The sequence below is a fragment of the Actinotalea solisilvae genome (assembly GCF_016464425.1).
Lineage (GTDB): Bacteria > Actinomycetota > Actinomycetes > Actinomycetales > Cellulomonadaceae > Actinotalea > Actinotalea solisilvae.
In genome coordinates, this window is sequence record NZ_JADDKQ010000006.1 from 132,253 (window position 1) to 151,651 (window position 19,399).

Sequence of the window (19,399 nt, forward strand, 5' to 3'; positions counted from 1 at the left end):
GGGGCTGGGATGGCCGGTCAGGTGTACGCGCTCTTCGTCGGCATCGACGACTACCGGGCCCCGGTGCCCCGGCTGCGGGGGTGCGTCAACGACGTGACGACCCTGCGGGACGTCCTGCGCTCGCGCGTGGGCGACCGGCTGCGGGACCGCGTGCTGCTCGACGCCGAGGCGACCCGCGAGGGGCTCACGGCCGCCTTCCGCGACCACCTCGGCCAGGCCGGCCCCGACGACGTCGCGCTGTTCTACTACAGCGGGCACGGCTCGCAGCAGCGCGTCCCCGACGAGCTCGTGCTCGCCGAGGGTGACCGGCTCGACGAGACGCTCGTGCTGCACGACAGCCGCGCCCCGGGCGGCCACGACCTCGCCGACAAGGAGCTCGGCGCGCTCGTCGCCGGCGTCGCGCGGCGCGAGCCGCACGTGCTCGTCGTGCTCGACTGCTGCCACTCCGGCAGCGGCACGCGCGCGATCGACGACGACGCCGAGCGCGAGCGCCGCGCGCCCGTGGACGACCGGCCCCGCTCGCTCGAGAGCTACCGCGCCGTGCTCGACGCGGTCGCCGCGATGGACGCCGCCGCGGGCCCCCCGACCGGGGGAGCGGACGGTGCGGGACGGGCGGGCGGCGAGCTCGGCGTGGCCGAGCGGGGCTGGTCCGCCGACGCCCCGAGCGGGTGGGCTCAGCCGCGCGCCCCGCACGTGCTGCTCGCCGCCTGCCGCTCGACCGAGACGGCCAAGGAGCTGCGGATCGACGGGCGCACCCGGGGCGTCCTCAGCGCCGCGCTCGAGACCGCGCTGAGCGGCGCGGGTGCCCCGACCTACCGCGACCTGCACCGCTTCGTCGTCGCCCAGGCCCACAGCCGCGTCCGGCAGCAGAACCCGCAGCTCGAGACGACGACGGCCGCTGACCTCGACCGGCCGTTCCTCGGGGGCGCCGTCGAGCCGCGCCCGGCGTCGTTCGTGCTCAGCCGGGAGGAGCCCGCGGGCTGGGTGCTCGACGGCGGCCGGCTGCACGGCATCCCCGCGCCCGTGGGCGACGAGACGACCCACCTCGCCGTGCTCGCGCCCGACGCCGAGCCGGGCGCCGAGCCGCTCGCCACCGCGAGCGTCACCGCGGTGGAGGCCGGGCGCTGCACCGTGAGCGTCGAGCCCGCCGACGCGCTCGACCCGGTCCGGTCCTACCGCGCCGTCGTCACCGCGCTGCCGCTCACGCCCGTCCCCGTGGTGCTCAGCGGCGACGCCGACGCGCTCGCGGCGCTGCGCACGGCGCTCGCCGGCGAGCCCGGCTCGGACCGGCCCACCCTGGTCCGCGAGACCTCCCACCCCGACGCCGAGCTGTCGGTCGAGGCGACGCCGACCGGGTACCGCGTGGGCCGGCCGGGCTCGTCGCGCGCGCTCGTCGCCCCCGTCGAGGGCAGCGGCCCCGACGCGGCCGAGGGCGCCGCGCTCGTGCTCGAGCACCTCGCGCGGTGGACGCGGGTGGCGGCCCTGACCAACCCGACGACCACGCTGGGCGGCGCGGTGCGCGTCGACGTCGAGCTCCTCGCGCCGACGCCGGCCGCCCCCGCAGACGACGCGTCCGGCACGCCGGCGCTGCACGCGTCGGCCGAGGGCGTCGTCCGCGTGCGCTACGGGCGGACGGCCGCGGGCGACGAGGTGCCACCCGAGGTCCGGCTGACCCTGACCAACACCCGCACGGACCGCTCCCTGTGGTGCGCCGTCGTCGACCTGCCCGGCACCTACGGCATCTACAGCGACGCGCTGCCCGCGGGCGTGGTCGAGCTCGCACCGGGCGCGCGCGAGGTCGTCGACCTCGTCGGCGAGGTGCCGGACGCGCTGTGGCACGCGGGCGTGCACGAGCTCGACGACCTGCTCAAGGTGGTCGTGAGCACGGACGAGTTCGACCCGCGCAGCCTCGACCTGCCCGACCTCGACGTCACCAACCGCGCGGCGCTTCCCGCCGTGCGCGACCTCGACGACCCGACGTCGACCCTCGACCGCCTGCTGCAGCGCTCGGCGACGAGGCGCATCCGCCCCCGGCCGAAGGCCGGCGAGTCGCGCTCCGACTGGGCGACCGTCGACGTCCTGCTCCTCGTGGAGCGCCCGCCCGCAGGCGTGCGCCTCGAGGCGGGACGCCCGGCCGAGGTCGCGCCGGGGGTCACGGTCGAGGCGCACCCGGCGCTGGACTGCCAGGTCTCCCTGCAGTCGAGCGTCGCGACGACGCGCGACCTCACCCACCCGGGTCTGCCCGCCGTGCTGCGCGACGCGCCCGAGGGGAGCGCGCCGTTCGGGCTGAGCCCGACCCGCGGCGACGTCGACACGCTCGACACCCTCGAGCTGCGCGGCCTCGCCGCCGACCAGGCGGCGCGGGTCACCCCGGAGGAGCCCCTGCGCGTGCGCCTCGACGTCCCGCTCGCGGACGACGAGCACCTGCTGCCGTTCGCGTGGGACGGCGAGTTCTACCTGCCCCTCGGCGCCGCGCGGTCGGACGGGGCCGGCACCGAGGTCGTGCTCGACCGGCTGACGACGCCGGTCCTCGTGCCGAGCGAGGTCGTGGGCGAGCGCGACCTCGTGAGCTCGGTGAAGATCCTCTTCCGCAAGCTCGTCGGGAAGCGTCTGGGGCTCGGCTACGACCACCCGCTCCTGCGCCGCGCGGTCGTCGAGGACGGGGCGCTGCGGTACGAGGACGACACCGCGGCGATCGGCCGGGCCGTGGCGCAGGCCCGGGCCGTGGTCGTCTACGTGCACGGGATCATCGGCGACACGCGCGGCATGGCCCTCAGCTCGGGTCACACCGCGCTCGTCCCGCCGCCGCCGCTGCTCAGCGGCCGGTACGACGTCGTCCTCACCTTCGACTACGAGAACATCAACACGTCGATCGTCGAGAACGCGCGCCTGCTCGGCGAGCGCCTGGCCGCGGTGGGCCTCGACGGCAGCGGCCCGCAGCGCCTCGACGTCGTCGCGCACTCCATGGGTGGGCTGGTCTCGCGCCACTTCGTCGAGATCGCGCCCGCCGGTGGCGGGCCGGGGACGGGCGCCGCGGTCGTGGACCGGCTCGTCACGCTGGGCACGCCCCAGTCCGGCTCGCCCTGGCCGACGGTGCAGAAGTTCGCGACCGTCGCGCTCACGGTCGGCCTCAACGGCCTGGCGGCGGGGGCCTGGCCGCTCGCGGTCCTCACGACCCTGCTGACCGCGCTCGAGAAGGTCGACGTCGCGCTCGACGAGATGGAGCCGGGCTCGGACCTCGTCCGCGCGCTCGCGGCCGCGCCCGACCCGGGGGTGCCCTACACCGTGATCGTGGGCAACCGGTCCTTCGCGGGGCCGCCCGTGCCGCCGGAGGGCGGGCTCGTCCGGCGGCTGCTCGCCCGCCTGCACCCCGGGCGGCTCGTCGAGGAGGTCGTCGACCGCGTCTTCCTCGAGCAGCCGAACGACATCGCCGTGAGCGTGGAGAGCGGCCGGTCCGTCCCGCTCGACCGGACGCCCGCGCCGCACGTCGTCGAGGTCCCGAGCGACCACATGTCCTACTTCGAGAACGCCGAGGCGCTCACGCTGCTCGCCGAGGCGCTGGCCCCCGTCGGCCCGGTCGGCCCCGCGGCGCCGACGGACGGCGTCCCGGCGACCGACGGCGCCCCCGCACTGCCGGTGGCCGCGCCCGACGGACGCTGACGACCGGGCCGCGCCGTGACCACGACGACGCTCGGGGCGGCGGGCCCGCGGTCGCCCGCGCGCGAGCGCGCCGTCATCGACCTCGACGTCCGGGTGCGGCCCGGCCCGGACGGGCTCGTCGTCGAGGTGGAGTGCGACGACCTCGACACCCACGTCGAGCACGCCTTCGCCGTCCCGGTCCAGCCCGAGGTGCTCGCGGCGTTCGCCGACGGGCTGGCCGTCGCGCAGACCCGTCACCTGCGGGCGCGCGGGCGCCAGCACCTCGACGTCCTCGCGCAGACGGAGACCATCGGGCGCGCCCTCTTCGACTCGGTGTTCTCGGGCGACGCGCTGCGCTCGCTCACGCAGGCCCAGGGGCTCGCCCGCTCGTCCGACGCGTTCCTGCGCCTGCGCCTGCGGCTCGACGCCGTGCCCGAGGTCGCGCGGCTGCCGTGGGAGCTCCTCCGCGACGACACCCGGTACCTCGTCCACACGTCCGACGAGTTCGTCGTCCGCTTCGCCGACGTCACGACCAACCTCGACCGGGTGCGCCGCGACGGGCCGCTGCGCGTGCTCGTCGTGGCGTCCTCGCCGTCCGACCTGCGCCGCCTCGACATCGAGGGCGAGGTGGCCGCGCTGCAGGCCGCGCTCGCGCCGCTGGGGGACGACGTCGTCGTCGGCCGCGTCACGCCGCCCACCGTCGACGCGCTGCGCGCCGCGCTCCTCGAGGAGTGGCACGTGCTGCACTTCATCGGGCACGGCGACGAGGGCGAGACGGGCCACGTCCTCGCCCTCGACAAGCCGGACGGGACGTGGGACGAGGTCGACGCGACGACGCTCGCGACGCTCCTCGTCGCCGCGCCGACGCTGCGGCTCGCGGTCCTCAACGGCTGCCGGACGGGCGAGGTGCCCCAGCACCACCCCAAGAACGGGGTCGCGCAGCAGCTCGTCCTGGCCGGCGTGCCCGCCGCGGTCGCGATGCAGTTCCCGATCACCGACGTCAACGCCGTCGCCTTCGCGGCCGCGCTCTACCAGCGGCTCGCGGCCGGCGCCCTCGTGGACCAGGCGGTCGCGTACGGCCGCCAGGCGCTCGTCCGCGGCCCCGAGTGGGTCACCCCGGTGCTCTACGCGCGCAGCCGCGCGCGCCTGTTCGAGACCCCCGCGCCCGTCGTCGTGCCCGGCGGCGGGCCGGCCGCGGTCACGCGCGTGCGCGACCACGTGCCGCAGGGCGTCGTGCCGCCCGCGCCCCGGTTCGAGCCGCGCGCGTGGGTCGCTCGCGAGGTCGCCGCGTGGCTCGACACCGGCTCGCCGCTCCTGCTGCTCACGGGGGACCACGGCACGGGCAAGTCGGTCCTGACCGCGTGGCTCGCCGGCCAGGGCGACCCGCCCGAGGACGCCGCCCTCGCCGCGACGCTCGAGCGCGTCCGGTCGGCGTGGCACGCGGTCCAGGTGAGCGCGGCCTCGCTCGCCGGGGCGTCCACGGACCCCCGCGCCTTCGTGCGCGAGGTCGCGGCGCAGCTCGCGGCGACGGTGCCCGGCTGGGTGGCGCCGCCGGGCGACCCCGTCGCGCTCGGCGTGCTGCCCGTCGGGGACCTGTTCGACGTCGTGCTGCTCGCGCCCCTGCGCGCGGCGCTCCGGCAGGCGGGCGGCGGGCCCGCGACGATCCTCGTCGACGGGTTGGACGAGGCCGGCGCGGGCCCCGAGCCGACGACGCTCGCGCTCGTGCGGCGCCTCGCGGCACTCGACGTCCCGGTCCGGCTGCTGCTGGCCGGGCCCGACGACGCCGAGCTCCTCGGGGCGCTCGCCGACGTCGAGGGCGTCCGGCGGCTCGACCTGTCGAGCGCCGCCCGCCGGCCCCAGGTCGACGACGACGTGCGCGGCTTCCTCGGGCGGCAGCTCGCGGCGGTCGCGGTCGACGCCGACGTCGTCGAGCGCGTCGTCGCCGCGGCGGCGGGGAACTTCCTCTACGCGCGGCACGCCGCCGACGAGCTCGCGGCGACGCCCGGCGCCGAGGGCCGGGACCTCGTGCTCCCCGGCGACCTCGACGAGTCCTTCCTGCGGCACGTGCGGCGCGTGCTCGAGCGCCAGTACGGCGACACGTGGCGCGCGCAGTGGACGGCCGACGTCGAGCCGCTGCTCGCCCAGCTCGCGGTCGCGCGCGCGCCCGTGCCCCGGGCGGCCCTCGAGGCGTGGCTCGGCTGGGACCAGGCGCGGCTCGGCTTCCTCCTCGACCAGCTCCAGCAGCTCGTCGTCGCCGACGAGCAGGGCGTGCGCCTCACCCACCCGTCCCTCGGGGCGATGCTGCGGCGCGCGACCCTGACCTCGGGTCGGGCGAACCCGCTCCTCGTGCAGGAGGCGGCCGCCCACCGCCGCGTCGTGACGACGACGCTCGCGCTCGACGACGCCGCGCTCGCGCGTCCGGACCGCGGCGGCACCTACGGCCTCGTCCACGCGCCCGCGCACCTCGAGGAGCTGCTCGCGCGCGGCCCGGACGACGACCCGCTGCTCGCGGCGCTCACCGCGCGGCTGTGCACCGCGGGGTGGACGGCGGCGCTGTCCGCGTCGGTGCCGGACGCCGTCCTCGTCGGCCAGCCGTACCGGGACCTCGTCCGGGTCCTCCTCACGCGCGGGGACACGGCGCGCGTCGAGGACCTCGTCCGGTTCCTCGCGACGACCGACGTGCCGGTGCTGCGCGGGGCCGTGTTCGACGTGCTCACGGGCTACGTCGCGCACGACGAGACCGCCGCCGAGCACCTCCTCGTCGCGCTCGCGCTCGAGGACGACACCGAGCTGCAGGCCATCGCGCTGCACGCGACGTGCCTGCTGTCGGCGAGCCACCAGGCCGCCGCCTTCTGCGCCATCCTCGCGGCCCGCCCGCCGGGCGGCGCGGCCACGGTCGCGGCGCTGCGCCGGCTCACGGGCCGTCCGCGCGAGCAGGACGACGACGGCGGCGCGGGCGAGCGCGCGAGCGCCGCGGCCTTCGCGCTCTACGCCAACGGGACCGCGGAGCCGCAGCGCCTCATCCGCGAGGTGCTCCTCCAGATGATCGACGGCATCTCGGTCACCGAGCCCCTCCGCTCGCTCGCGGTGGTCGCCTTCTTCGGCCAGGTCACCGTGACCAACTACATCAACGGGTGCAGCGACCCGGCCGTCACGCACCTGACGAGCGACCTGTGGAAGCACCTCCTCGTGGACCGGCTGCACCTCGGCACGCTCGACCGCCTGCACCTCGACAAGGTCCTCGTCGAGCGTGGCGTGGTGCGCGAGCTCTCGCTGCGCATCGGCGGCATCTTCGCCGACGGCGACGTCACCCCCGGCCCGGGGCTGCCCGGGGCCGACGCGGCGCGGCGCGTGGTGCCGGCGCTCGACCCCGCGGTCGACGTCGTGCCGCTCGAGGCGGACCTGCGCACGCTGCTCGCGTCGGACGTCACCCTGCTGCGCATCCTCGCCGCGCTGACGCTCGGCGTGCACGGCGTCGCGCACCCGGCGACGACCGCGCCGCTGGTCCGGCGGCTGCTCGAGGGCACCGACGCGCGGGCCCGGCGCTGGCTGCTGCTCTCCCACGCCGTCGTGCTCCCGGGGACGCCGCCCGCCTGGGTGCCGCTGCTCGAGGAGGTGACTGCGGCGTGCACCGCGGGCACGCACGACGACCACACGGAGGCGGGGCCGCTGCACGGCCTCCACCTCGCGTACGTCCCGCTCGGCCTCGCCTACGCCAAGGCGGGCCTGCCCATGACGCTGCACGAGAAGGTGCTCACCGAGGCGCCCGACGACGCCGCACGCGAGTGCTGCCTGCGCGGCCTCGGCGCGGTCGGGCTCTACCACCCCGACGCCGTGCTGGGGACGCTCGGCGGCCTCGTCGAGCGCGGCGTGCTGACGCTGCCGCAGGCGCTGCCGGCCCTCGTGCTCGTCGCGGGCGTCCACCCCCTGCGCACGCGCGCGTGGCTGCTGGGCAGGGGCGAGCGCGGGGTCCTCGACGAGGTCTACGGGCGGCTCGACGTCGGAGGGAGCCGCGCGGTGCTCGAGCTCCTCGGCATGTTCACCAACGGGGTCCACCAGTCCCTGCACTACCCGAAGATGCGGCAGGGCCTGTGCACGACGGTCTTCACGCACTTCCTCGAGGCGCCGTCCATCGACGAGTGGGCCCGGCGCTGGACGCGCGACGGCATGACGATGCTGCGCGACGCGGAGTACGAGCTCGTGCGGTGGACGACGTGAGCCTCCGGGGTGCGGTCGGGCGAGGGGTCGGGACCGCGCTGCGCCTCGCGCGGGGCTCGGTGCTCGGCGTGAGCTGGGCGTTCGTCCTCCTCGGCGTGCTGTCCGCCGACGTCGGCGGGTCGCCCAGGACGGTGGCGCCCGGCGCGGCCACGGCGCCGACCGCGTCGGCGGCCGTCCGCGCGCTCGTCGTGGCCACGGCGCTGCACGTCGCCGTCTACGTGTGGAACGACCTCGTGGACCTGCCGCTCGACCGGACCGAGCCGCGGCGCGCGTCGAGCCCGCTCGTGCTCGGCACGGTGACGCCGCGCGCCGCGCTCGCGGTCTCGCTCGTGGCCGCCGGGGCCACCCTGCTGGTCGCCGCCCCGCGCCCCGAGGCGGTCGTCGCGGCGGCCGCGGCGCTCGCGCTGCTCGGCGCCTACGACGTGTGGGGCAAGCGGGCCGCGATCCCGCCGGTCACCGACGCCGTCCAGGGCGCGGGGTGGGCCTGCCTCGTGTGGTGCGGTGCTTCCCTCGCAGGCAGCGCGACGCCGGTCACCGGGTGGGTCGCCCTCGCGGTCGCCCTTGCCGTCGTGCTCATCAACGGCGTCGTCGGCGCGGGGCGCGACCTCGCGAACGACGAGCGGCACGGCGCGCGCACGACGGCGATCGTGCTCGGCGCGACCGCGGCGGGAGGCCGGGTGCGCGTGCCGCGTGCCCTGGTGGCGTACGGCGTCGTGCTGCACCTCGCGGTCGTGGGGGCGGTCCTCGGCGCGCTGGTCGCCGGCGGCCGCACGTCGCCCGTGCGCGTGCTCGTGGTGGTCGTCGCGGGCGGCCTCGCGCTCGCGGCGCTGGTGCTCGCCCTCGTCCGGCCGCACGCGGTGACCGTGTCGTGGGCCGCCGGGCTCGCGCACATCCTCGTCCTGGAGCTCCTGCCGTTCGCGGCCGTCCCGGTGGGCGCGCCGGCCGCCGTGCTGCTCGTCGTGCTCGGCGTCGCGCCCTGGGCGGGCAGCGGCTGGGTCCGGGACCGGCTGCGCGCGCTGGCCGGGGGTGCGCGGGGCGGGGCCCGGGCGGCGCCCGGCCCGGCCCCCGCGGTGCCCGCGGTCGGGTCGTCCGGGGCGCCCGCGTGACCGCGTCCGCCGGCCTCCGTCCCGCACCGACGCTCGTCGACCGCGTCCGGGCGTACTCCGTGCTGCTCCGCACGGGGTCGGTCGTCGCGGCCGCCGTCCTCACGGTCGTGGGTGCGCGCCTGGGCGGCGGTCCGGGTCCCGCGGGCCGGGTCGCGCTCGGCGTCGCGCTCGTCGCCGGCGCGGTCGCCTTCGCCCAGGTCGTCAACGACCTCGCCGACGTCGAGGTCGACCGCCTCGGCAAGCCCCACCGGCCGCTGCCCGCGGGCACCGTGGGGGTCCCCGCGGCGCGCGCCGTCGCGCTCGTCGCGGCCGCCACGTCGCTCGGGGCGGGCGCGGCGCTGGGCGCCGCCTTCCTCGCCGGGGCCGCGGCCCTCGTCGGCCTCTCGTGGGCGTACTCGCGCTGGTTGAAGGGCACGGTCGGCCTCGGCAACGTGGTCGTCGCGCTCCTCACGAGCACCCCGCTCCTCGTCGGGGCGGCGGCCGGCGGCGCCGTCGGGCCGCGCGCGCTCACGGCCCAGCTGCTCGTCGCGGTGTTCATGGCGGGCTTCGAGGTCGTCAAGACGGGCCTCGACCGCGACGGCGACCGCGCGGCGGGCCTGCGGACGCTCGCGACGACCGTCGGCCTGCGCCCCGCCGCGCGGGTCGGCGCGGCGTGCGGGGTGGCGTTCGTCGCGGCGGCGCTGCTCGCGTCGCGCCTCGGCGCGGACCCGGTCGCGTACCTCCTGGTCATGGGGGTCGGGGCCGGCGTCCCGACGCTCGCGGCGGCCGTCCTCCTCGTGCGGGGACGCGAGCCTGGCGACCTCCGCCGGCCGTTCGGCCTCCTGCGGCTCGCGTGGTTCGCCGGCATCGCCGCCCTGGCACTCCTGTGAGCGCGTCCGACGCCGCGGGGCAGGGCGTGGCGGGGGCGCGCGTCGTCGTCGTGGGCGCCGGGGTCGCGGGCCTCGCCGCCGCGCGCACCCTGGCCGCGGCCGGGGCGGACGTCGTCGTGCTCGAGGCAGCGGCCCGGCCGGGCGGCCGCGTGCGCACGCACCGGCACGAGGGGGTCCCGGTCGACGTCGGCGCGCAGTTCGTCGCGCCGTTCTGCGACCGCGTGCTCGCGGCGGCGCGCGCGTGCGGCCTCGGCGGCGACCTGCCCGCCTCGGGGCTGCGCGGCGCCGTCGTCGACGCGCGCGGGACGCACCCCGTGAGCGCCGGAACGGTCCTCACGTCCGGCGTGCTCACGGCCCGGGGGTGCGCCGGTCTCGCGGCCCTCGCCGTGCCGGTCGTGCGGCACCACCGGCTGCTCGACGCGCACGACCTCGCGCGCGCCGCCCCGCTCGACGACGCGTCCGTCGCGGAGCTCCTCGCCGGCCCCGCCGGGCGCGAGGTCGCGGCCGCGCTCGTCGGTCCCCTGCTGCGGGGGCTCCTCTACTGGGAGCTGCCGACCACGTCGCAGGCGCTCCTGCTCGTCGTCCTGCGCGTCGCGCTGCGCGCGCGGACCGTGCACCGCGTCAGCGGCGGGCTCGACCGGCTCACCGGGGCACTCGCCGCGCCGCTCGCCGTGCGCGTCGGCAGCGAGGTGGTGGCGCTGGACCGTCGGGGGAGCGGGCGCGGACCGGGCTGGCGCGTCGCGCTCGCGGGCGGCGGTGGGGTCGACGCCGACGGCGTCGTCTGCGCGACCACGGCCGACGTCGCCGCACGGCTGCTCGGCGACGCCGCGCCGGGCGTCGCCCGGGCGCTGGCCTCCGTCGGCTACTCGCGCACCGCCGTCGTCGTGTGCCGCGTGCCGGGCGGTGACGCGCCGGGCGCCACCCTCCTCTTCCGCGACGGCTGGGCGCCGGCCCTCGCGGCCGTCACGCCCGTGGTCGGCGCGCCCGGGCTCGTCCGGGTCTTCCTCTCCGACGCGGGCGCGGCGGACGCGGACGGCCTCGACGACGCCGGGCTCGCCGGGCGGGCGCTCGACGCGCTCGCACGCGCGGGGTGCGAGTGGGCGCGGAGGGCGGAGCCCGTCGACGTCTGGCGGTGGTCGCGGGCGCTGCCGCGGTTCGAGGTCGGGTCGCTGCGCCGCCGCCCGCAGCCCGCGTGGGCACCGTCGGCCGCTCCCGGGCTCGCGCTCGCAGGCGACTACCTCGGCGGGCCGTACCTCGAGGGAGCGTGGCGGAGCGGCGAGGCGGCAGCGCGAGCGGTCGCCGCGGCCCTGCCGGGCGCTGCGGGCGACACCTGACGTGCCGCCGCGTCAGGCGGGCGGGTAGGGCGACTGGCGCAGCAGGCGCGCGAGGTGCGCGGTGCTCGCCGCGAGCGCCTTCGTGGTCCGGGCGACCTTCTCGGGCGTCTCCTCGAGGTCCGTGTAGTCGACGTCGCCCATGGCCTCGCCGACCCAGTAGGTCACCGCGCCGGCGGCGAGCGTGAAGCCGACGTCGTTGAGGGCCTGGAAGATCTCGGCGCTCGTGTGGTGCGCGCCGTCCTCGTTGCCCACGACGGCGACCGCGGCGACCTTGCCCGACGTGAGCATGCGGCCCTGGTCGTCGGTCTCCGACAGCTCGGCGTCGAGGCGCTCGAGCGCGCGCTTGGTGACGCTCGACGGCTGACCCATCCAGATGGGCGTGGCGACGACGAGGATGTCCGCGGCGAGCACCTGGCGGCGGATCGCGGGCCAGGCGTCGCCGTCGCCCATGTCGACCTCGACGCCCGGCCTGACGTCGTGGTCCGCGAGCCGGACCACCGTGCCGGTCACGCCGTGCTCGCCGAGCGCCTCGAGCACCTGCGTGCCGAGCCGCTCGCTGCTGGACGGGTCCGACGACGACTTCAGCGAGCCGACGAGGACGAGGGCGGTGAGGTCCGGGGAGGTGGTGGCCATCGCACGAGCATGGGTCAGGGGTCATGCGCGCGCGAGCCGACGCCGGCGGGCGCTCCGGCCGGGCGCGTCGCGCTCAAGGCGTCGCCCGCGACCACCGATGCTGGGGGCGTGACCACCTGCCGCACCGCGACCCTGCACCGACCGCGGCCGGCGGGCGGCGCGCCGACGGGGCGGACGCCGTGAGCCGGCGTCGGCGGCGCGGTGGCCTCGTCCCCGTCCTGCTCGTGCTCGCCGCGCTCGTCGTCCTCGGCGTCGCGAGGGAGTCGTGGCTGCGGGAGGCCCTCGGCCTGCCCGAGGCGGGCACGCCGTCGGTCACGGTGCCCCGGGCGGAGCCGGCGGTCGTCGAGGGGCCCTTCGCCGTGGTCCGGGTGGTCGACGGCGACACCCTCGTCATCCTGCGGCCCGAGGGCGAGACGAAGGTCCGCGTGCTCGGGATCGACACGGCCGAGACGGTCGACCCGCGCCGGCCCGTCCAGTGCTTCGGCCCCGAGGCGAGCGCGCGCGCCACCGAGCTGCTCGCCGGGACCCAGGTGACCGTGCGCGGCGACCCCCTCCAGGACCGGGTCGACCGGTACGGGCGCGAGCTCGACTACGTGTGGCTGCCGGACGGCCTCCTGTTCAACCAGGTCATGGTCGAGGAGGGCTTCGCCGTCGAGGCGACCTTCGACGGTCCGTACGAGATGCAGACGGTCCTGCGCGACGCGCAGGACCGCGCGGCGGCGGCCGGGCTCGGGCTGTGGTCCCCGGCCACGTGCGGCGGGGACATCACGCAGCCGGTCGGCTGAGCGGGGTCGGCCGGCACCCGCGGGGTGCGGCCGTGGTCCGGGTGGTCGAGAGTTCAACGAACCGATTGACCCGGCTCGCCGCGACGGGCACACTGGGCCCTGACAGTGCGCATCGCCTGCCCCCTGCGCGGTGCGCACTGTTCTATGTCCGGGATCAGGTCCCTGTCGGGGATCGGCCGGCCCCTCTGCACCGCAGCGTCCCGGCGCACCCAGGCCGCACCGGCCCGGCGCCCGTGCAGGCCCCGTCGCACGTCGTGGACCGGGTGAGACTACGTCCCGTCGCGTCGGAGCGGCGCGGCAGCCGCCGCCCGCGACCTCCCGCGGTTAGCGTGGACGCCGTGACAGCTCCCGAGCGCCGGCACGCCCCGGGACCCGACGGCGAGCGCCCCGGGTCCGGCCCCGCCGCGTCCACCCCGTCCGCGCCCGAGGCGTCGTCCCGGCCCGCGCCCGTCGCGGTGCCGGTCCCGACGACGGCCCAGCTCGTCGACCGCCTGCGGGAGGACTGGCGCTCGCGCCTCGTCGCCCGGGGCGGCCACTCCGCCCTCGCCGACGTCGACCGCCTCGGCGATGCGCAGCTCGACCTGTCCGCCGCCCACCCGTCGGGCATCGCGCAGCTCTTCGCGGGGCGTGCCACCCGCCTCTCGAACCTCGTCCGCGAGGGGTCGGCGCTGTCCACCGCGAAGCGGCGGGCGCGCGCCGTCGGCGCGCTCGCGGACCAGCACGCGCAGCGCTACGGCATCGCGTCGGCGTTCCTCGCGATCGGCATCGCGACGTGGACCGAGCCGGTCCCGGCCGACGACGCCGCCCCCGCCCCGGACGCCGACGACGTCGCCCGCCTCGCCGCGGTGACGCGCGCCGCGCCGGCGTCGTCGGGCGAGGCCCCCGTGGGTGCGACGCGCACCGTGCGCGCCCCCGTGCTGCTGCGCCCGGTCGCGGTGACCCCGCGCGGGCGCGGCGAGAGCGACTACGACCTCGTGCTCGAGCCGTCCCTCGAGATCAACCCGCTGCTCGCGACCGCGCTGCGCAGCCACGGCGCGCTGCTCGACCCCGCCGCGCTCGCGCGCGGCGCGTTCATGGCGTCGGGCTTCGACCCCCAGCCCGCGCTCGAGCGGCTGGCGTCGCTCGGCGCCGCCGTGCTCGACGGCTTCCGGCTCGAGGACCGGCTGCTCGTGGGCACGTTCGTGCACCCCGAGCAGGCGCTCGTGGCCGACCTCGACGCGCACGCGGCCACGCTCGCCCAGCACGAGCTGGTCGCGGCCCTCGCCGGGGACCAGCGGGCGATCGACGCGCTCGGCCACCCCCTGCCCGTCCCGCTGCGCGGCGACCGCCCGCTCGACCAGGAGCGCGGCGTCGGCGACCTCGACCCGGTCCAGGAGTACGTGCTCGACGCCGTCGCCGCGGGCCACCACCTGCTCGTCGACGCGCCCGCGGGCAGCGACGTGGCGGGCACGCTCGCCGCCGTCGTCGCGGACGCCGCGGCGAGCGGACGCACGGTGCTCTACGTGCCGGGCCACCGGCGGGCAGCGCAGGCCCTCACCGACCGCCTCGCGGGCCTCGGTCTCGAGGAGCTCGTGCTCGACGTCGCGCCCGACTCCGGCTGGCGCGCGAGCTCGGCCCGGCGCCTGCTCTCGGCGATGACGGTCGAGCCCGTGCCCGTCGACGGCGAGAAGGTCGCGATCGTCCAGCGCGAGCTGCTCGACCGGCGGCGCCGGCTGCGCGGCTACATCGAGGGCCTGCACGCCCAGCGCGAGCCGTGGGGGACGTCCGCGTACGACGCGCTCCAGGCCCTCGCGCGGCTCACGTCCGTGCGGCCCGCGCCGCAGACCACCGTGCGCCTCACCCCGCCCGTGGCGGAGTCGCTCACGGGGGAGCGGCGCGCGCAGGCGGCCACGGACCTGGTGCGCGCCGCCGGCCTCGGCGCGTTCTCCGCGAGCTCCCGGACGACGCCCTGGTACGGCGCGGACCTGCCCACCGCGGACCGCGCGCAGGCCGCCGTCGACCGCATCGGACGGCTGCTCGAGGTCTCGCTGCCCCAGCTCGAGGCCGAGGTCGAGCGGGTCGCGGAGGCCACGGGGCTCACGCCCGCCCGGACCCCGGCGCAGTGGGCCGAGCAGCTCACGATGCTCGGCGGCGTGCGCGACGCGCTCGACGTCTTCCAGCCGCTCGTGTTCGAGCGCTCGGCTGCGGACCTGGTCGCCGCGACCGCGCCGAAGGGCTGGCGCGAGGAGCGCGGCATCGAGATGAGCGGCAGCCTGCGACGCCGGCTGCGGCGGCAGGCCAAGGACATGGTGCGGCCCGGACGCCCCGTCGCCGACCTGCACGCCGCGCTCGTCGACGTCCAGGCGCAGCGCGAGCTGTGGCAGGCGCACTGCCCCGCGGGCGGCTGGCCCCGCATCCCCGAGGGCCTCGCGCAGATCGAGCACGACTTCGCGCAGGTCCGCGCGGACCTCGAGGCCACCGGCGCCGTGCTCGCGGGGACGGCGGGCGGCGGCGCGCTCGTCGACCTGCCGTGGTCCGAGATCACCGACCGCCTGCGGCGCCTGCACCAGGACCGGTCCGCGCTCGCGACGCTGCCCGAGCGCACCGCGCTCGTGCGCGCGCTCGACCGGCAGGGCCTCGGGCCGCTGCTCGCCGACCTCGCCGAGCGCCAGGTCCCGGCCGTCATGGTCACCGCCGAGCTCGAGCTCGCGTGGTGGAGCACCGTGCTCGAGCAGGTCCTCGCGCTCGACCCCGCGCTCGCCGGCTACGACGGCACGGCGCTCGCCCGCCTCGTCGCCGAGTTCCGCACGCTCGACCTGCGCCACCTCCAGGACCGCGCGCTGCTGTACCGCGCCGCCGCTCGCGAGAACCTGCGCACGCGCCTGCGCGCCGCCGACGACGAGGCCCAGGCCCTGTTCGGCGAGATCGTCGAGGACCGCTTCACGAGCCTGCGTCACGCCGTCGAGCGGTACCCGGCGGTGACCCGCTACCTGCGCCCGTGCCTCGTCTCGGCGCCCATGCTCGTGCCGCACCTCCTGCCGCCGCGCCGCACCGAGGACCTCGTGGTCCTCGACGCCGCGAACCACCTGCCGCTCGAGACGGTGGTGGCCGCGCTGTCCCGCGGGCGCCAGGTCGTCGTCGTCGGGGACACGCGGTGCGCGTCGGGCACCGCGATGACCGAGCTCGCGGCCGTGCTGCCGTCCATCCCGCTGCACGCCGACTCGTCGCGGCGCGACCCGCACCTCACGCAGTTCCTCGCCGACCACGGCTACGCGGGCCGGCTCGTCGCCACGCCGCTGCCCTCGGTCGCCGCGCTGCTGCGGCTCGACGTCGTCGACGGCTCGGGCATGCCCGCGGCGTCGGGCGCGGTCGAGGCGACGCGCGCCGAGGTCGAGCACGTGGTGGACCTCGTCGTCGAGCACGCGCTGACCCGGCCCGAGGAGTCGCTGGCCGTGGTCACGGCGTCACCCGTCCACGCCGAGGCGGTCCGCGACGCCGTCATGGCCGAGGTACGCGACAACCCCTCGCTCGGCGGGTTCTTCCGTGCGGACCACCCCGAGCCGTTCGCGGTCGTCGACGTCGCCGCGGCGCAGGGGCTCAGCCGCGAGGCCGTCGTCCTCTCGCTGGGCTTCGGGCGGACCCCGCACGGACGCGTGCTCCACCGCTTCGGTGCGCTGAGCGAGCCGGGCGGGGCCGGGCTGCTGCTCGAGGCGCTCGGCGCGGTCCGACGCCGGCTCACGGTCGTCTCGTGCTTCGGCCCGGACGAGCTCGACGCGGAGCGCCTGCGCGCCCCGGGCGCGAGGATGCTCGCCGAGCTGCTCGCCCTCGCGGCCGCGCGCACCGCCGCGGGTCCGGACGGCACCCGGCCCCGGCCCGCGCCGCACGGGCCCGAGCCGGACCGTCTCGTGCTCGACCTCGCCGAGCGCCTGTGGCGCACGGGCCTCACCGTCGACCTCGACCACGGGATCGAGGGCACGCGCATCCCGCTCGTCGTCGGCCACCCCGACCTGCCCGACACCATGCTCGTGGCCGTCCTCACCGACGACGAGGCGTACGTGGGCGAGCCGAGCGTGCGCGTCCGCGACCGCCAGCTCCCCGAGCGGCTCGAGCGCCTCGGCTGGACGGTCGTCCAGGTCTGGTCGGCTGCGGCGTTCCTCGACCCGCAGGGCGAGACCGACGCCGTGGCCGCCGCCGTCGCCGACGCGTACCGGCGCCGCCGCGCGGCCACCCCGCGCCCGCGTCCGCGCGTCACGGTGCCCGAGGTGGTCGCGGAGCACGAGCCCGCGGACGCGGACACGGGTACGGGCGCCGAGACGCTCGATGCCGCCGTGCCCGAGACCGCCGCTCTGCCCGAGCCGGCCGCTCTGCCCGAGCGCGCTGCCGTGCCGGAGCCCGCGGCGGTCGCCGGCACGTCGGTCGTCGAGGCGCCCGAGGCGCCCGAAGCGACTGCCCCCGCGCCGGCCGCGCGCGCCGCGGCCCATCCGCGCGCGTCGGGTGCGCCCGTGCGCACGACGTCGCGGCGTCCGGTCGCGGAGCGGATCGCGCCGACGGCCGCGGACCGGACGCCGACCATGGACCCGCTCTTCGAGGTGCCGACGGCGGAAGGGAGCCGCGGCCCGCGGCCCGACGTCGAGCCCGGCCTGCCGATCGCCGCCTACAGCGACGACCAGCTCGACGACCTCATGACGTGGATCCGCTCCGACGGCGTGCCGCGCACGGCCGACGAGCTCGCCGCCGCGCTCCGCGCCGAGCTCGGTCTGACCCGGCGCGGCTCGCGCGTGGACGCCGCGGTGCACGGCGCGGTGCAGCGGTCGCGGTGACCACGGTGCCCTCCGCCGAGGGCGGGGCCGACGCCGCGCCGCGCCGTCGGCGTCACCGCCGCGCGACGGGCGGCGTCCCGCCGACGCCGGACGCCCCCGGGGGGACGTCCGGGCCGGCAGAGCCGGTCGTGCCGCGGCGCAGCGCGGACGACGACGACACGGGCTGGGGCGAGACGCCCCCGGGCAACGACGAGCGCCTGCTCCGGGACGTCCCGCCCCACTGGTAGGCGGGCCCGGCGGCGGGTCCGCTCAGACGTCGCGACGCGCGGCGAGCAGGTCGCGGATCTCCTGGAGCAGGAGGACGTCCTCGGCCGGCGCCTGCGGCTCGGGCTCCGCGCCCGCCTTGCGGCGCTCGGCGAGGCGGTTCATGGGAACGATGATGAAGAGGTAGATCGCGAGCGCCACGAGCACGAACTTGAGCAGCGCGTCGAGGATGAGGCCGATCGAGATCACGGTGTCGTTCGGTCCGACCGCCCACGTGAGGACCTGCGTGAGGTCCGTGTCGCCGACGATGAGCGCCACGATCGGGTTGAGCAGCCCGTCGACGAGGGCGGTGACGACCGCGCCGAAGGCCGCGCCGATGACGACGGCGACCGCCAGGTCGACCACGTTGCCGCGCAGGATGAAGTTCTTGAAGCCGGTGATCACGAGAGGTCCTTCCGGGTGACGGGCACGCTGGCGCTCGGATCCTCCCACCCGCGCCGCGGCCCGACCAGGCTCCGTCCGGCGCGGCGCGGCGCCGCACCGCGCCTCCCCGATGGGCGTTGCTCGTGGCGATCACCCCACGAGCACCGCGCCGAGGGCGCCGGCGGCGGACGCCGACGCCAGGGCGCGGCCCTCCTCGGGCGTGACGGCGACCACCGCCGACGGCTCGCCCGCGGGAGCCGCGAGGCCGAGCGCGCCTCCCGCCGCCGCCTCGGGCACCTCGAGCACGAGCGCGCCACGGGCGAGCACGGGCGTGGTGCCCCCCACGGGCGCCTGGCAGCCGACCTCGGGCACGGCGGAGCAGGGCCCGTCCCGGGGGACCGTGGCGTCCCACGACCCAGCCGTCGGGACGAGGTCGACGCGGTCGCCGGGTCGCAGGAGCGGCGCCGTCGCCCCGCCGAGGCGGACCGGGACCACGACCGTGCCCGGGGGCGGGTCGACGTCGAACCGGTCCCCCGCGAGCAGCCCGTCGACCACGGGCAGGCCCGCCGGCGCGCTGACGAGGACGGTGCGTCCGACCACGGCGTCCTCGGCCGTCAGGGCGGCCGCGGGCACGCAGCACCGCGGGACGGCCTGCACGCGCACGTCCGCGGCCTCGAGGGCGGACCCTGCCGCGACGTCACGTGCCAGGACGACGACGTCGACGGTCGGCGGGGGCGGCGGCGCGAGCGTCCGCGCCACGGCGAGCGCGAGCACCGCGACGGCGAGCAGGGCGGTCGCTCGCCGCGCGCGCCACGCGAGGACGCGCAGGGTCAGCAGTCGGGGGGGTCGGGCGGCGGGCACCCGGCGACGCTAGGCGCGTCGCCGGGGCTGGCCGCGCGAGGACCGTCCGGCCTGGGGACGGCGCGACGCCGCGCCGGCCTGGGGACGACGCCGGCGTGCCTCGGTGCGGCCGCCCGCGGGTCAGCGCGCGGCGGTCGCGCCCGCGCCGGACGAGGACCCGCCCGCCGAGCCGCCCGAGGACGAGCCGCCCGAGGAGGAGCTGCCCGACGAGGAGCCGCCCGACGACGAGCCGCCCGAGGACGAGGCCGCACCCGCGGTCGCCGGCGCGGGGGCCGGCGTCGAGCCCGTGCTCGTGGACGTGCCGCCGGACGACGAGCCCGACGCGGCCGGGCTCTTGCCGTCCTTGCGCGCGTCGGTCCGGTAGAAGCCCGAGCCCTTGAAGACGACCCCGACGTTGCCGAAGAGCTTGCGCAGACGGCCCTGGCACTGCGGGCACTCGGTCAGGGCGGCGTCGCTGAAGGCCTGCTGCGCGTCGAAGCGGTGGTCGCAGACCGTGCACGCGTACGAGTAGGTGGGCACTGGTTCCTC

Annotated in this window: 12 protein-coding genes; 8 read left to right on the forward strand and 4 right to left on the reverse strand. The window is 78.1% G+C overall.

What is annotated here, in order from left to right; translation table 11 throughout:
- The first annotated feature begins 9 nt into the window (after positions 1 to 9).
- Genes JIG38_RS06605 through JIG38_RS06625 form a run of 5 tightly spaced genes read left to right on the forward strand, consistent with a single transcriptional unit; the run spans position 10 to position 11,166 of the window.
- A complete protein-coding gene (locus tag JIG38_RS06605; protein ID WP_199422965.1) occupies positions 10 to 3,660 on the forward strand; it encodes a DUF7379 domain-containing protein in 3,651 nt (1,216 codons plus the stop codon).
- 15 nt (positions 3,661 to 3,675) lie between these two features.
- The gene (locus tag JIG38_RS06610) at positions 3,676 to 7,857 is read left to right on the forward strand and encodes a CHAT domain-containing protein (protein WP_199422966.1); all 4,182 of its coding nucleotides are present in this window, start codon (positions 3,676 to 3,678) and stop codon (positions 7,855 to 7,857) included.
- Entirely contained in the window at positions 7,845 to 8,963 is a 1,119-nt protein-coding gene (locus JIG38_RS06615) for a UbiA family prenyltransferase (protein ID WP_199422967.1), read from the forward strand. Before JIG38_RS06610 ends, JIG38_RS06615 begins: the two co-directional genes overlap by 13 nt.
- Positions 8,960 to 9,832 (forward strand): UbiA family prenyltransferase, encoded by an 873-nt coding sequence (locus JIG38_RS06620; protein WP_199422968.1) that lies wholly within the window; start codon positions 8,960 to 8,962, stop codon positions 9,830 to 9,832. The genes JIG38_RS06615 and JIG38_RS06620 overlap by 4 nt, the downstream gene beginning before the upstream one ends.
- Positions 9,829 to 11,166, forward strand: a complete 1,338-nt coding sequence (locus JIG38_RS06625) for an FAD-dependent oxidoreductase (protein ID WP_199422969.1) — start codon at positions 9,829 to 9,831, stop codon at positions 11,164 to 11,166. The genes JIG38_RS06620 and JIG38_RS06625 overlap by 4 nt, the downstream gene beginning before the upstream one ends.
- A gap of 12 nt (positions 11,167 to 11,178) precedes the next feature.
- Here the strand turns inward: JIG38_RS06625 and JIG38_RS06630 are convergent, their stop codons facing one another.
- Positions 11,179 to 11,799: a flavodoxin family protein gene (locus JIG38_RS06630; protein ID WP_199422970.1), complete on the reverse strand. Its 621-nt coding sequence runs from the start codon at positions 11,797 to 11,799 to the stop codon at positions 11,179 to 11,181.
- Between the two features lie 179 nt (positions 11,800 to 11,978).
- Here JIG38_RS06630 and JIG38_RS06635 point away from each other — a divergent pair, with 179 nt between their 5' ends.
- From JIG38_RS06635 to JIG38_RS06645, 3 genes are all read left to right on the forward strand, one after another.
- On the forward strand, positions 11,979 to 12,584 hold the full coding sequence (locus JIG38_RS06635) for a thermonuclease family protein (RefSeq protein WP_199422971.1): 606 nt from the start codon (positions 11,979 to 11,981) through the stop codon (positions 12,582 to 12,584).
- A gap of 338 nt (positions 12,585 to 12,922) precedes the next feature.
- The gene (locus tag JIG38_RS20935) at positions 12,923 to 17,383 is read left to right on the forward strand and encodes a PDDEXK-like endonuclease domain-containing protein (RefSeq protein WP_199422972.1); all 4,461 of its coding nucleotides are present in this window, start codon (positions 12,923 to 12,925) and stop codon (positions 17,381 to 17,383) included.
- A complete protein-coding gene (locus JIG38_RS06645; RefSeq protein WP_199422973.1) occupies positions 17,380 to 17,610 on the forward strand; it encodes a hypothetical protein in 231 nt (76 codons plus the stop codon). Before JIG38_RS20935 ends, JIG38_RS06645 begins: the two co-directional genes overlap by 4 nt.
- 22 nt (positions 17,611 to 17,632) lie before the next feature.
- On the opposite strand, the gene mscL is transcribed toward JIG38_RS06645, so the two are convergent.
- The 3 genes from mscL to JIG38_RS06660 all read right to left on the reverse strand — a co-directional run bounded on the left by mscL (position 17,633) and on the right by JIG38_RS06660 (position 19,390).
- Positions 17,633 to 18,031 (reverse strand): large conductance mechanosensitive channel protein MscL, encoded by a 399-nt coding sequence (gene mscL, locus JIG38_RS06650; RefSeq protein ID WP_199422974.1) that lies wholly within the window; start codon positions 18,029 to 18,031, stop codon positions 17,633 to 17,635.
- Positions 18,032 to 18,160: 129 nt separating this feature from the next.
- Complete coding sequence (locus JIG38_RS06655) at positions 18,161 to 18,871, reverse strand: SAF domain-containing protein (RefSeq protein WP_199422975.1); 711 nt, start codon at positions 18,869 to 18,871, stop codon at positions 18,161 to 18,163.
- 120 nt (positions 18,872 to 18,991) lie between these two features.
- The gene (locus JIG38_RS06660; RefSeq protein ID WP_199422976.1) at positions 18,992 to 19,390 is read right to left on the reverse strand and encodes an FmdB family zinc ribbon protein; all 399 of its coding nucleotides are present in this window, start codon (positions 19,388 to 19,390) and stop codon (positions 18,992 to 18,994) included.
- Between the last annotated feature and the right edge of the window lie 9 nt (positions 19,391 to 19,399).